11 protein-coding genes are annotated in these 13,231 nt (G+C 67.8%); all 11 read right to left on the bottom strand.

Annotation, left to right across the window (positions count from 1 at the left end; translation table 11 throughout):
* Nucleotides 1-98: 98 nt before the first annotated feature.
* The 11 genes from R2733_21155 to rsmH all read right to left on the bottom strand — a co-directional run bounded on the left by R2733_21155 (nt 99) and on the right by rsmH (nt 13,229).
* Nucleotides 99-956 carry an FtsQ-type POTRA domain-containing protein gene (locus tag R2733_21155; protein MEZ5379020.1) on the bottom strand — a complete coding sequence of 286 codons (858 nt, stop codon included), beginning with the start codon at nt 954-956 and terminating at the stop codon, nt 99-101.
* A complete protein-coding gene (gene murB, locus R2733_21150) occupies nt 953-1,960 on the bottom strand; it encodes a UDP-N-acetylmuramate dehydrogenase (GenBank protein ID MEZ5379019.1) in 1,008 nt (335 codons plus the stop codon). The genes R2733_21155 and murB overlap by 4 nt, the downstream gene beginning before the upstream one ends.
* On the bottom strand, nt 1,957-3,405 hold the full coding sequence (murC, locus tag R2733_21145; GenBank protein ID MEZ5379018.1) for a UDP-N-acetylmuramate--L-alanine ligase: 1,449 nt from the start codon (nt 3,403-3,405) through the stop codon (nt 1,957-1,959). Before murC ends, murB begins: the two co-directional genes overlap by 4 nt.
* A 28-nt stretch (nt 3,406-3,433) precedes the next feature.
* Nucleotides 3,434-4,552 (bottom strand): UDP-N-acetylglucosamine--N-acetylmuramyl-(pentapeptide) pyrophosphoryl-undecaprenol N-acetylglucosamine transferase, encoded by a 1,119-nt coding sequence (locus R2733_21140; protein MEZ5379017.1) that lies wholly within the window; start codon nt 4,550-4,552, stop codon nt 3,434-3,436.
* A gap of 47 nt (nt 4,553-4,599) precedes the next feature.
* A complete protein-coding gene (gene ftsW, locus R2733_21135) occupies nt 4,600-5,787 on the bottom strand; it encodes a putative lipid II flippase FtsW (protein ID MEZ5379016.1) in 1,188 nt (395 codons plus the stop codon).
* A gap of 284 nt (nt 5,788-6,071) precedes the next feature.
* The gene (gene murD / locus R2733_21130) at nt 6,072-7,403 is read right to left on the bottom strand and encodes a UDP-N-acetylmuramoyl-L-alanine--D-glutamate ligase (GenBank protein MEZ5379015.1); all 1,332 of its coding nucleotides are present in this window, start codon (nt 7,401-7,403) and stop codon (nt 6,072-6,074) included.
* A 10-nt stretch (nt 7,404-7,413) separates the two neighbouring features.
* The gene (gene mraY, locus R2733_21125) at nt 7,414-8,475 is read right to left on the bottom strand and encodes a phospho-N-acetylmuramoyl-pentapeptide-transferase (protein MEZ5379014.1); all 1,062 of its coding nucleotides are present in this window, start codon (nt 8,473-8,475) and stop codon (nt 7,414-7,416) included.
* Complete coding sequence (locus R2733_21120; GenBank protein MEZ5379013.1) at nt 8,472-9,935, bottom strand: UDP-N-acetylmuramoyl-L-alanyl-D-glutamate--2,6-diaminopimelate ligase; 1,464 nt, start codon at nt 9,933-9,935, stop codon at nt 8,472-8,474. The genes mraY and R2733_21120 overlap by 4 nt, the downstream gene beginning before the upstream one ends.
* Entirely contained in the window at nt 9,932-11,854 is a 1,923-nt protein-coding gene (locus R2733_21115) for a penicillin-binding protein 2 (GenBank protein ID MEZ5379012.1), read from the bottom strand. Before R2733_21115 ends, R2733_21120 begins: the two co-directional genes overlap by 4 nt.
* The gene (locus R2733_21110; GenBank protein MEZ5379011.1) at nt 11,854-12,246 is read right to left on the bottom strand and encodes a hypothetical protein; all 393 of its coding nucleotides are present in this window, start codon (nt 12,244-12,246) and stop codon (nt 11,854-11,856) included. The genes R2733_21115 and R2733_21110 overlap by 1 nt, the downstream gene beginning before the upstream one ends.
* Nucleotides 12,246-13,229, bottom strand: a complete 984-nt coding sequence (gene rsmH, locus R2733_21105) for a 16S rRNA (cytosine(1402)-N(4))-methyltransferase RsmH (protein ID MEZ5379010.1) — start codon at nt 13,227-13,229, stop codon at nt 12,246-12,248. The genes R2733_21110 and rsmH overlap by 1 nt, the downstream gene beginning before the upstream one ends.
* Between the last annotated feature and the right edge of the window lie 2 nt (nt 13,230-13,231).

The following is a 13,231-nucleotide window of genomic DNA, read 5'->3' as shown; positions in this document are numbered from 1 at the left end:
AGGTGTGCTTCGGGTTGACGTGCTGGACTTCGACGCGCGGTCGATCCACGGGATGCTCGGTGTGCGCGAGGAGACCTCGCCCAGTCAAACAGTCTAGCTTAGGTGCATTCTGCCAGGTCGGTCAACGTTGCCCGTGGATCCCCGGCGGCGCTCAACCGGGTCAACGCCGGTGCCGACGGCACCCTGACGTCGATTTCCCACAGACATCGCAGGTCAGCATGGGACAACATGGTTTCGAGACTGACGATCTTCGCGTCGAGCGAGCTGTCGTCACCGAGTTTCACCCGCCCACTCGGGCTCAACTCCAGGTAGAGCGTTCCCTCGTCGATCACGATCTGGGTCACCACCGCCGAGACCGCAGGCGTCAGATGATCGAGCACCGACACGACCGCGCTGGTCTCGGGCGGGGCCGGCTGGCCGACCTCGCCACTGGCGACGATGCCCGCGATCGGGAGGTAGTCGGGCGCTCGCCCCGCAACCCGCTCGAGCTGCCGGCCGTGTTCATCGACGAGGACGAACCCACCGTCGACCGTCGACAACACTGCTCGCGGCGTTCGCTCCTCGATCGTGACGACGACGTCACCGTTCATCCGCCGTTCGACCGTGGCCCCGAGTACCCAGGGCAGCGCCTCGACATGGGCAACCACCGCATCCGGATCGAGATCGATGAGCGGTTCGCCGACGGTGATGCCCGACGCGACCACGACGTCGTGCGGGTCCGACAGCTGCGCCCCCTGGACGACCACGGCGTCGACGTCGGCCAGCGAGCTCTGCGACACCACGACCGCCCCTCCGGCGATGACGGTGACCACGATCAGCCCGATGAGCGCACGGAGACGACGCCGGCCCGCATCACGCTGGACCTCGATGCGTCGGGCTCGAAGCCGAGGATCGACGACGGCACCCGACGATCGGGTGCCGGCCTTCGATGCCTTCGATCGCTCCTTCGCGGTCATGGGCGATCCACTGTGGCGGTTTCCTCACCTTGGGTGGTGGATGGCTCGAACCCGACCAATCGGTTCTCGGCCCGAAGGCGCACGCCAAATGCGGCCTCGACCCGATCACGGACCTCGTCGATCAATGTTGCAACGTCGTCCGCCGACCCGGGAGGGTCGACCTGGATGAAGTTGGCATGTTTGGTCGACACCGACGCACAGCCGATGCGGAATCCCTTCAACCCGGCCGCATCGATCATCCGCCCGGCCGAATCCCCGGTGGGGTTGGCGAACACGCTTCCGGCATTGGCACCGCCGGGCTGATGGGCCCGGCGCCAGCGAACGATCTCGGAGAGTCGCTCGTCTTCGTCACCCGTACCAGGATGGAGGCGGATCTCGGCCCGGGTGACCACCTGGTTCGCTGCGACGTTGGAGTACCGATAGCCGAGCTCCAGGTCTCCGGCCAACCGCCAGATTCGCTCGCCGGTTCCGAGGTCGAGAAGTTCCGCCCGCACCAGTGAGTCCTGCATGTCGGCACCGTGCCCACCGGCATTCATCCTCACGGCGCCGCCAACGGTGCCGGGGACACCAACGGCCCACTCGAACCCGGTCAGGCCGGCACGGACGGTGGCCCGGGCTGCAACCGGCAGCAACGTTGCCCCTCCGAGCTCGACGAGAACACCATCGTGAGCGTGTCCATCGTTCGGTTGGAGATCCGAGATCTCGATGGCGGCGAACTGCGGTCCGAGCATGATGACGAGCCCGTCGAACCCGCGGTCGGCGACCAGCAGGTTCGACCCCTTGCCGACGATCAATGTGGCGACACCGGTCCGAGCCACCACCCCGGCGACACGATCGAGCTCGCCGAGGTCGCCAACCTCGACGAGCGCCGCTGCCGGCCCGCCGACCCGGTACGTGCAGTACTGGCCGAGTGGCACGTCGAACAGCGCTGTGTCGGCGAGTTCGGCTCGGGCGGCTCGGGTGGTCGATGACCAGGGGCCGGAAGTGCTCGACGCGTCGATCACGACGAGCGTGGCTGGTCCAGGCGCGGCAGCAGTCGCGACGGCATCGCGGTCAGGTCACCGGCGCCGAGCGTCAAGATGAGGTCACCCGGGCGGGCGAGTTCCACGATTCGATCCTCGACATCATCCAGCGATTCGACGTAGTCGACCGCCGCATCGGGATGTGACTGACGGACCCGGTCGGCGATCAGCGAACCGGTGATGCCGGGCCGTGGGGCTTCGTTGGCCGAGTAGATCCCGGTGACGATCAGGTGATCGGCGTCGACGAACGCATCACCGAAGGTCGAATGCAGCTGCTCGGTGCGGCTGTAGCGATGAGGTTGGAACACGGCGATCAGCCGGGCCGGCTTGAGGCTACGGGCGGCAGCGAGCGCCGACGCCACCTCGGTCGGCAGGTGGGCATAGTCGTCGACGAGGCGGATGCCGTTGGCTTCGCCCCGTGGTTCGAACCGTCGGCCGACACCGCCGAACGAGCTGGCGCCGGCGGCGGCGATGGCCGGCTCGACACCATGGGCGACCGCCATCACGACGGCAGCTGCGGCGTTGCGCGCATTGTGCATTCCCGGCTGCCCGAGACGAACCGTCTGCCGGCCGCCGTCTGCACCGGGCGCATCGTCTCGCGGCTCGAGGTCGAAGCTGATCCCGCTCGGCGTCGGCATCGGATCGACGATGCGCCACATTGCATCGGGGTGGGTGCCGTAGGTCAGGAGTGGCGCGGCGTCCGGGTGCTCGGCCTCCGGGTTCGCAGCGCGGTGACGATCGATCAATTCGGTCACGCCGGGATCGTCGATACACACTACCTTGGCTCCCGGGGCCTGGGCGACGAACCGGTCGAAGGTCGAAGAGAGGTTGTCGAACGAGCCGTAGTGCTCGAGGTGATCGGGTTCGACGTTGGTGACGATCACGCTGTCGGAGACCAGCTCGACGAACGTGCCGTCGGATTCATCGGCCTCGACCACGAGCAGCTGGCCTTGACCGACGGCGGCGCCGCGTCCGAGATCCCGGAGGTCGCCACCTACGATGTACGCCGGGTCGAGTCCGGCGTGCTGCAGCACGATGGTCAGCATGGCGCTGGTCGTGGTCTTGCCGTGGGTTCCGGCGACGGCGATCGTCGTCCATTCCCGGGTGATCGCCGTGAGGAGCTCGGCCCGGCGCAACACCGGGATGCCACGCTCGTTGGCGGCGACGACCTCGGGGTTGGACGCCGGGATGGCGGTCGAGATGGCCACCAGGTCGGGATCGCCCAGGTTCGTAGCGTCGTGCCCGACGTGGGCGATGACGCCCCGGTCGACCAGGCGCTCGAGCACCTTGGAGGTGGCGATGTCGGACCCGGTCACCTCGTGTCCGGTGCCGATGAGGATCTCGGCGATTGCGCTCATTCCGCTGCCACCCAGCCCGATGATGTGCACCCGTCGAGGCGACGAGAGATCGATCGGCGTCGAGGTCATCACGATGCTGCTGCTTTCTGCTCGGGGTTCACGGCGTGGTCTCCAGCTTGCCGGTCTCGATGATGATCGATGCAACCGCATCGGCGGCGTCAGGTCGGCCGACGGATGCCGCAGCGGCCGCCATCGATGCCCGCGCTCCGGCGTCGTCCAGCAGGGGGCCGAGGACCTCCAGCACCGTGGCGACGGACAGGTCCCGGTCGGCGATGCGGAAACCGCCACCGGCCTCGACGAGCTCGCCGGCGTTCGCCGTCTGGTGGTCGTGCGGAGCCCCGGGGAGCGGCACCATGATCGCCGGGAGACCGGCGACGGCCAGCTCCGAGGTGGTCGAAGCGCCGGCCCGGGTGATCGCAACATCGGCGGCGGTGAGCACCAGCGGCATCCGATTTTCGTACTCGACCGACTGGTAGTGGAGGGCAGCGCCGGACAACTCCTCGCCGAGCTCGGCATAGCGCGGCCAGTCCCGCCGCCCGACGACGTGGTGGATGGCGAGGTCGGAACGATCGGCGAGGGTGCGAGCGAGTTCGGCCGCCAGTTGGTTGACCGAGCGGGCACCCAACGACCCCGACCAGATCGCCAGAACGGTGCGATCCTCGGGTAGCCCCAGCTCTCGGCGACTTCCAGTGCGGTCGGCGGCGTCGATCGCCGCGACGATGGGAGCGAGAATCGGGTTGCCGGTGAGCACCCCCTTCGGGAGATCCGTGTCGGGGTACGGCAATGCACAGACCCGGGCCCACCGAGCCATCAACCGGTTGACGGCGCTGGCCCGAGCGTTCTGCTCGGATACCACGAGTGGCACCCGGGCAAGGATGGCCGCGGCGCTCATTGCGAATGCGGCGTAGCCGCCAAGACACAGCACCACCGATGGTCGGCGGGTTCGCACGATCGAATACGCCTGGCGCCATCCGCGCAGCAGGCCGGCGACGGCGCCGAGATTGTCGACGATGCTGGATGGCCGCAGCGACCGCTGGATGCCGCGTCCGGGGAGCAGATCGATCTCGAACCCGGCGGCAGGCACGAGCGTCCCTTCGTTGCCGCGCTCGCCACCGACGAAGCGAATCCGCTCCGCACGCACGCCTTGGCGGACCAGGGCCTGAGCGATGGCGATCCCCGGGTTCGTGTGTCCGGCCGTGCCCCCACCCGTGATCACGACGGTACCCGGCAGTGGAGTTCGGCCGAACGCCCTCTCGCCCGAGGTCACAGTCGGGCCCGGCGAGCGACGTTGACGAGGAGCCCGGAGGCGCCGAGCGCCGTCACGAGTCCAGAGCCGCCGGCGGAGACGAACGGAAGCGGCTCGCCGGTGATCGGCATCAGCCCCATCGCCATGCCGATGTTCATGAAGGCCTGGAGAATCAGCCAGGTGGTGATCCCGACGGCGAGGAGCATGCCGAATCGGTCAGGCGCCTTGAGCGCCACCCGTACCCCGAAGTAGCCGAAGAGCAGGAACGCGAGGATCACGGCAGACCCACCGATCAGCCCGACCTCCTCGGCGATCAGGGCGAAGATGAAGTCCGAGTCGGCGTAGGGCAGGAACCCCCACTTGGTACGACCGGCGCCGAGTCCGACACCGAGGAGCCCACCCGAGGCAATACCGACCTGGCTCTGGATGGTCTGGAGACCGTCGCCGAGCGGGTCGGCGAACGGATCGAGATAGGCGAAGATTCGCCGGCGCCGATAGGGCGCCGAGTAGGCGAAGTAGGCGCCGGCCAGACCGAGCGCCAGGCTCCATGCCGCAAGGTTGCGAATGCGTGCGCCGCCGATGAACAACATCGTGAACGCAACGGTGCCGAGCACGATCGTGGTACCCAGCTTCGGCTGGACCAGGATCAGCCCGCAGTACGAGCCGAGAACCACCAGCACCGGACGGACGGTGAGCTCCGCTCGTTCCATGTAGCGCGCCCGACGCGTGAGCAGGTCGGCGACGAACACGATCATGGCAACCTTGGCGAGCTCGGCTGGCTGGATCACGACCGGCCCGATGCCCATCCAGCGACGCGAACCGTTGATTCGGATACCGACACCGGGGATCAACGTGAGCACCAAGAGCACGCCAGCCAGCACGGTGATCGGAATCGCAATGCGCTGCAGCCAGCGGTAGTCGACCGACCGGGCGACCAGGAACACCACGGCGCCAATCCCGGCCCACATGAGCTGTTCTTCGAACTTCACGAAGGGTGAGTCGGACTGGTAGGTGCTCGCCACCGACGAGGCCGAGAGCACCATGACCAGACCGAACATCGTGAGCCCGGCGACGAGCACCGTGAGCCAGGCCCCGGCTCGCCGGCCTCCGTGGGTGACGGGCAGCGGTGAGGTTCGCGGGTTGACCAGTGACCCGGCTCCACGCCAGAACGCGGCGCGGCGTTCCTCGGATCGGCGGGCCTGCACCCGTCGATCGCCAACCCGTCGATCACCAACACGCCGATCGCCCGCAGCGCGACCCCGGTCGACTCGCCGCCGGTCACCTGATCGACGGTCCTCGGACCGCCGATCCGTTCGGCGATCGGTGGCGGCGGGCGTGCGCCGCGCGTCAGAGGCTCGACGCCTGCCGGCGGGTGCAGGGCGAGCGCTCGTCGTAGGTGAGCGCTGTGCCTTGGAACGACCAGTCGTGCCTGCTGCGTTGCTGCTCCGGGGGCGGTTGGTCGACGGCCCGGATCGAGGGGGTCGTGAGGTCATGTGTCGTGACGCTCCTTCACGAGGCGCATGAAGTCGCGCCCACGTTCGCCGTAGTTGGCGTACCAGTCATAGGACGTGCAGCTCGGTGACAGCAGCACCACATCGCCCGATGAGGCCAGCGTTCCGGCCTGGGCAACCGCTTCCTCCATCGAGCCGGCCTGCCGTACCTCGACGAGGGGCTCGAAGACCGCAGCGATCTCGGCGGCAGCGTCGCCCGTGGCGACCACGGCCCGAACCGGCGGCACCGCCGCGGCGAGCGCTGCCATATCGAGGCCCTTGTTGCGACCACCGGCGATCAACACCACCGAGGCGAAGCCACCCACCGCGGCCAGCGTTGCATGGGGCACCGTGGCCTTGGAGTCGTTGTACCAGGCGACGCCGTCCCACTCCCCCACCAACTGCACCCGGTGGTCGAGACCGACGAAGTCGATCAGGGTCGCAGCGATGTGTTCCAGGGCAGCGCCGGCGGCGAAGGCAGTGGCCGCGACCGCCGCCGCGTTGGTGAGGTCGTGGGGCTGGCGGCGCACCAGGTCGGCGACGGCGACGACGGCACCGGCTGGACCGACGAGGTGGCCGTTCTCGATCCGCCAATCGCCGGCGTCGAGTCCGAAGGTGACCGAGTTGACCTCGGGCAGGTGACGCATCACGGCCGGGTCATCGAGGTTGCCGATCGCCACCGAGTCGGGGCCGAGATCGCGCCAGATCGCCGCCTTCGCCGCCTCGTAGGCTTCGGCGGTGCCGTGGTTGTCGAGGTGATCGGGGGCCAGATTCAGCCATGTTGCGACCGCGGGAGCGAAGCAACCGGTGTGTCCGAGGCGGAACGAGGAGGCTTCGACCACGAAGACATCGACGGTCGGGTCGTCGAGCGCCTCGACCAATGGCACCTCGGTGTTGCCGACGGCGACGGCGTGTCGACCTGAACGCTCCAATGCCTCGGTCACGAGCATGGTCACGGTCGTCTTGCCGTTGGTGCCGGTGATCGTGACGATTGGACGATCGTCCCAGAGTCGAGCGAGATCGAATTCGCTGCGGATGGGGAGACCCTGGGCCCGAGCGGTCGCCACAGCGACGTGATGATCGGGGAGACCGGGTGTTGGCAGCAGCACCGATGCGACTCCGACGAGCCCAGCGACCTCGTCGGACGACGGGGCCACGATCAGCTCGACCCCGAGTGTCTCGGCCGTCTGGCGTGCGACATCGCTGGGACGGTCGTCGATCACGGTGGGCGTGACACCACGGCTGACCAGCGCTCGGGTCACCGCCTGTCCGGTCACGCCGAAGCCGACGACCAGCGGGGAGCCGAGGTCGACTTCGGCGTTGGTGCTCATGTCCGCCACCTCAGTCGACCAGCTCAACGGCTCGGACCCAGTCGGTATAGAACAACCCGAGGGCGACGGCGGTGAGGGCGATGCCGATCAGCCAGAAGCGGATGATCACCTTCGTCTCCTTCCAACCGAGGAGCTCGAAGTGATGATGAATCGGCGCCATGCGGAACAGGCGCTTGCCTTTCGTCGCCTTGAAGTACGCCACCTGCAGCATCACGGACGTCGTTTCGGCGACGTAGATCCCGCCGATGATGGGGAGCAGCAGGTGGGTGTTCGTGGTGAGGGCGAGCGCCGCGAGCCCGGTACCGATGGCCAGCGAACCGGTGTCGCCCATGAAGATCTCGGCGGGGGCGGCGTTGAACCATAGGAAGCCGGCGAGAGCCGCCAGCATCGCGATCGACACGACCGCCAGGTCGAGGGCGTGGGCCACGCCGTAGATGTTGTCGGGCGCCGTCGATCCCTGCGTCTGGCGGAAGATCCAGAAGCACACGAGCGTGTAGGCGCCAAAGGAGAACATGCTGGTGCCGGCAGCGAGGCCATCGAGCCCGTCGGTGAGGTTCACGGCGTTGGATGCGGCGTAGACCAGGATGATCGCCCAGATCAGCCAGCCCCAGGTCCCGAGGTCGATCCCCAGCTGGTTGGCCCGGGTGAAGCTCAGGTCGGTCGAGGCCGATGTCAGCCAGTGGGTCGACACGGCGAAACCGATGGCGACCGCCAGCAGCCCCAGCGACTTGGTTCGCTTGTTGAGACCGAGGTTGCGCTCGCTCCTGACCTTGATCCAGTCATCGGCGAAACCGACGGCGGCGGCGGCGCAGATGGCGGTCATCACGATCAGGCCGCTGCGGGTGAACACCCCGCCGAGCAGCAGGTCCGACAGTACATAGCCCGCAACCGCTCCGGCCACGATCGCCAATCCACCCATGGTCGGCGTTCCGGCCTTGGTCTTGTGCCCCTGTGGACCGTCCTCGCGAATGGGTTGACCGATGCGCTGACGAGTCAGGAAGTCGATCAACAGCCGGGTGGTCAAGGCGGTGACGGCAAAGGCGAGCGCCGCAGCAGTCAACAGACGAATCACGAACGATCACGCTCCAACGAAGAGGCAGACGACGGGAGGGGTCGGAGAAGGTGGGCGACAGCGACCTCCCGATCGTCGAAGGGTAGGACCTCTGCGCCGACGATCTGGTGGATCTCGTCACCCTTTCCGGCAATCAGCACCACATCGCCTGCTTGGGCCACGTCGAGTGCGCGAGCGATCGCGGTCGCCCGGTCCTCGATCCTCGACACCGACGAACGTCGCTCCGCCGGCACCCCGGCCTCGATCGCATCGAGGATCGCCTCGGGATCCTCCGATCGTGGATTGTCCGATGTCAGCACTGCGTGGTCGGCATACCGAGCCGCGATCTCTCCCATCAAGGGGCGCTTGAACGGATCACGATCACCACCGCAGCCGATGACCACGATCACCCGCCCCGGTGTGCTGTCGGCCCGTTCCCCCACGATCTGACGGCAGGCGGTGATCACCGCCTGCAGGGCCTCGGGCTTGTGGGCGTAGTCGACGACGACCGAGAACGGCTGGCCGACGCTCACCATCTCGAATCGGCCCCGGGCACCGTCGGCGTGACAGAGTGCATCGGCGATGTCGACCGTTTCGATGCCGAGCTCGATGCAGGCCAGCGCAGCAGCGAGTGCGTTCAGCACGTTGTGCGAGCCGGGGAGGCGGAACACGATCTCGTGACCGCGCCAGGTGAACGTCGAAACCGGCCCGTCGATCCGAAGGTGCTCCACATCGGCCAGACCATAGGGACGCACGGGCACGTCGCACTGGTCGGCAATGCGGCGACCCGCAGGATCATCGACGTTGATGACCGCCGTTTCGATGTAGCGAGAAGAGAAGAGTTCGGTCTTTGCCGCCTCGTAGGTGGCCAGGTCGCCGTGGAAGTCGAGGTGGTCCTGCCCGAGGTTGGTGAACACGCCGACGGCGAATCGGGTGCCGGCGACTCGGTGCAGGGCCAAAGCGTGCGACGAAACCTCCATGGCCACCACGTCGCCACCTCGGGCCACCTCCTCGGCGAAGATGGCCTGGAGTTCCGGGGCCTCGGGCGTCGTTCGGGGGCCGGTCAGTGTGCCGAGCATGCGGATCGGCAGGCCCGCGTGGGCGACGATCTGCTGGATGAGCCCGACGACGCTCGTCTTGCCGTTGGTACCGGTCACGCCCACCACACGGAGGTGGCGCGATGGCTGGTCGAAGAGTTCGGCCGCCGCCGGACCCATGTCGCTTCGGACATCGGCGACGAGGATCTGCGGCACGTCGAACTCGGCGAGTGGCCGCTCGACCAGCAGCGCCACCGCGCCGGCGGCGATGGCTGCACCGGCGAAGTCGTGACCATCGGCGACCGCACCGGGAACACAGGCGAAGAGCGTGCCGGGGCCGGCGTGCCGGGAATCGTGGGTGATGTGGGTGACCTCGGTGGCCTCGGCACCGAGCACTCGGGCGCCGGGCAGCACCGCAGCCAGGGCAGCGACCGTGACGCTCACCCTCCGCCCTCGCCCTCGCTCTCGCCGTCATCGGGTGCCGGCGTCTCGGTGGGTGTCGTGGCGAGGTCGAGGGTTTCGACCTCGAGCGTTTCACCACCGTCGATCGGTGTCTCGGTCAGCGGCTCGTCGGTCACCGCCGCTGGGGTGCCGCGTACGACCTCACCAGGCGCCAGCGCGTCGTGTTCCGGGGCAATGCCCATGATGCGCACCACGTAGTGGGCCACGTCGGCGAAGACCGGAGCGGCAACGAGACCGGCACTGGTCTGGGTCTTGGGTTCGTCGACGACGACGACGATCGACAGCTGGGGATCCTCGGCCGGGAGGAAGCCGGCGAAGGTCACCACATAGCGACGATTCCCGGGGTAGCCGTAGCCGACGTCGCCATTCTCGTCCTCGAAGACCTTCCACGCGGTTCCGGTCTTGCCGGCGACGGTGTAGCCGGGAACCGCCGCCGCCCGACCGGTGCCGATGCCGTTCGGGTCGACAACGGCCGTCAGCATCTTCTTCACCTCGGCAGCCGACTCTGGCGAGATCACCCGCCGGGTGACCTGCGACGGCTGCGGCTCCTCGGTTCCGTCGGCGGACACGATCGAACGGACCAGCTTGGGAGCGAGATAGACGCCGTCGTTGGCGATGGTGTTGTAGGCCATGGCGAGCTGCACGGTATTGGTCGACATGCCCTGACCGATCGAGATCGATCCGATATCGGACCCGTACCACTCGTCGTACGGGCGGACCCGACCTGACGCCTCGTCCTTGAACCCGAGCCCCGTTTCCTGTCCGAACCCGAACGCCGCCAAGTACTGTGACAGCTTCTCGGGCCCGACAGCCTGGCCCATCATGATCGTGCCGACGTTCATCGACTGGCCGATGATCTGGGCGACCGGATACGGGGCCACCGGGTGCTCGTCGTGCTCGAAGAACTCCTTGTCCTCGACGACGATCGAGTTCGGGACGTCGAAGGTGGTCGCCGAGTCCCAGCCGAGTTCCTCGACTGCGGCGGCGGCCGTCACCATCTTGATCACCGAGCCAGGCTCGAACGTGTCGACAAGGGGGGCGTTGTAGATCGGCACCACACAGTCGCCGTCCTCGGTCCGCAGCACGGTTGCCATGGCGAGGATCTCACCGGTGCGAGGGTCACTCACCACGGCCTGTGCCGAGTTCGCCAGGGTGTCCTGGCAATGCTGGATCAGCGCCTCTTCGACCACGTACTGGATGTTCTGGTCGATGGTGAGGTAGACGTCGTCACCCTTGGTGGCGGGCTCGACCTCGCGCTCGCCCACCGAGATGACGCCGAAGACCGAGCGTTCGTGCCGATCGATGCCGGCCTCTCCTTCGAGGGCCTGGTTGAACTGCCACTCGAGACCGTACAGAGCGCGGTCCACACCCATCTTGCCGACCACTGGGCGAGCCAGATTGCCGGCCGGATAGATCCGCTCCTCCACCGGCACCACCGAGATCCCGTTCAAGGCCTGTTCCATCGATTGGTCGTCGTCCAGATCGAGGTACCGGGCCAGACCGTCGTCATCGATCGATTCGGCCAGCAGGCCGTAGCGGTCGTCGGTGCTCGATGGCGTCAGCGGGTCGATCAGGGTGGCTGCATCGACGCCCAACACGGGTCCGAGGATGGCGGCGGTCGCCGCCGGGTCCTCGACCTTCTGGGGATCGACCACGAGCTGCTGGCCCGGCGTCGATGCCGCAAGGACGGCACCGTCACGATCCAGCAGTCGGCCGCGATACCCGGTGAGGGCGACGGCACGAGTCCGCTGCTCTTCACCGATGTCGCGATAGCGATCGGCGCGAACCGTCTGGAGATCGGCCAGGCTGAAGATGAATCCCGCACCGATGAGGCAGAACACACCGAGCAGCGCCACGATGCGGCGCCGAGGATCGTGCGGATGGGTGGTTCGAGGTGCCATCAGTCCTCGATGGCGCGCACGGCCGGGAAGTACTGGGGCTCGGTGGCGCGCACCATGCCGAGGTTGCGGGCTCGCTCGACCACCACCTGCGGTGCCGACGCCATCACGATCTCACGCTCGAGCCGAGCCTGTTCGGCCTGGGCATCGGCGACCTGCTGGCGCATCTGGTTCAGTTCTTGCTGACCGCGGACGAGCTCCGCCTGGGCGAGCGCCGACACGAACATGCCGACCGCAACGGCGCCGGCGACCCACAAGCCCATCCGCCGGCGGCGGGCCGCCTGCTTCAGGCGGTGGTGGTCGACGACGCGCAGCTTCGGCTTCGTCGCTGCCGGACGGCGTGCAACTGATCGGTCGGCGACACGGGCGGTGTTCGCACCATGGCGTGGGGTCATCAGGCAGCCAACTTTCGCGGGGCCGTTCGCTCGATCGTGCGGAGGCGGGCGCTTGCGGCCCGTGGATTGGAGGTGACTTCGTCGTCGCTCGGACGACGAGCAAGCGGGCGCAACACGGCGAACTCGGGTTCGTCAGTGGCGGGTACCGGGAGCCCGGGCGGGACGTCCGCCGTGCTGCGCCTGCGAAAGACGTCCTTCACGATCCGGTCTTCACCGGAGTGGTACGTGAGGACGGCGCCTCGCCCACCGGGGACGAGGAGGTCGAGAGCGGCCTCGAGGGCCGGGCGGATGACCGCCAGTTCTTGGTTCACCTCGATGCGAAGCGCCTGGAAGGTTCGCTTCGCCGGGTGCCCGCCCGTCCGACGAGCGGCGGCGGGGATCGCGTCGACCACCACGGCAGCGAGCTGCGTGGTGGTGGCGAACGGGCGCTTGGCCAGGATCGCCGAGGCGATGCGACCAGCGAACCGCTCATCGGCGTGGGTTTTGAGGGCCCGAGCCAACTCGCCGTGGCTGTAGGTGTTGACGACGTCGGCCGCCGTCAATGCGGCGTCGGGGTCCATCCGCATGTCCAGTGGACCGTCGTGACGGAAGCTGAAGCCGCGATCGGCGACATCGAGCTGGGGCGAGCTGACACCGAGATCGAAGAGGAAGCCCGACAGGGCGTCGATCCCCAGTTCACGACACACCGTCGCCAGCGAGTCGAATCGGGAGCGGGCGAGCACGACCCGCTCACCAAAAGGCGCCAGCCGCTGGGCGGCAACCTCGAGGGCCACCGGGTCCTGGTCGATCCCGAGCAGGGTCAGGTGATCGTGTGCAGTGAGCACGGCGACCGCATGGCCAGCTCCTCCGAGCGTGCCATCGAGGTAGGTGCCCGCCGGCACGCTGTCGAACACGTCGACCACTTCGGCGAGCATGACCGGCACGTGATGGAAGTCCGCCTCGGCGCCGGATCCGCTGGAGTGTGAGCGCGCTTGATCCGCCATCG

Source organism: Acidimicrobiales bacterium, from assembly GCA_041394265.1.
In the GTDB taxonomy this organism is placed as follows: Bacteria; Actinomycetota; Acidimicrobiia; order Acidimicrobiales; family SZUA-35; genus JBBQUN01.
The sequence above is the reverse complement of the archived record's forward strand: the minus strand, read 5'-3'. Positions and strand labels throughout refer to the sequence as shown.

Coding starts and splice junctions, on each gene's coding strand:
- R2733_21155 (MEZ5379020.1), bottom strand. CDS start 956: ATGACCGCGAAGGAGCGATCGAAGGCATCGAAGGCCGGCACCCGATCG.
- murC (MEZ5379018.1), bottom strand. CDS start 3,405: ATGACCTCGACGCCGATCGATCTCTCGTCGCCTCGACGGGTGCACATC.
- murD (MEZ5379015.1), bottom strand. CDS start 7,403: ATGAGCACCAACGCCGAAGTCGACCTCGGCTCCCCGCTGGTCGTCGGC.
- R2733_21115 (MEZ5379012.1), bottom strand. CDS start 11,854: ATGGCACCTCGAACCACCCATCCGCACGATCCTCGGCGCCGCATCGTG.
- R2733_21110 (MEZ5379011.1), bottom strand. CDS start 12,246: ATGACCCCACGCCATGGTGCGAACACCGCCCGTGTCGCCGACCGATCA.
- rsmH (MEZ5379010.1), bottom strand. CDS start 13,229: ATGGCGGATCAAGCGCGCTCACACTCCAGCGGATCCGGCGCCGAGGCG.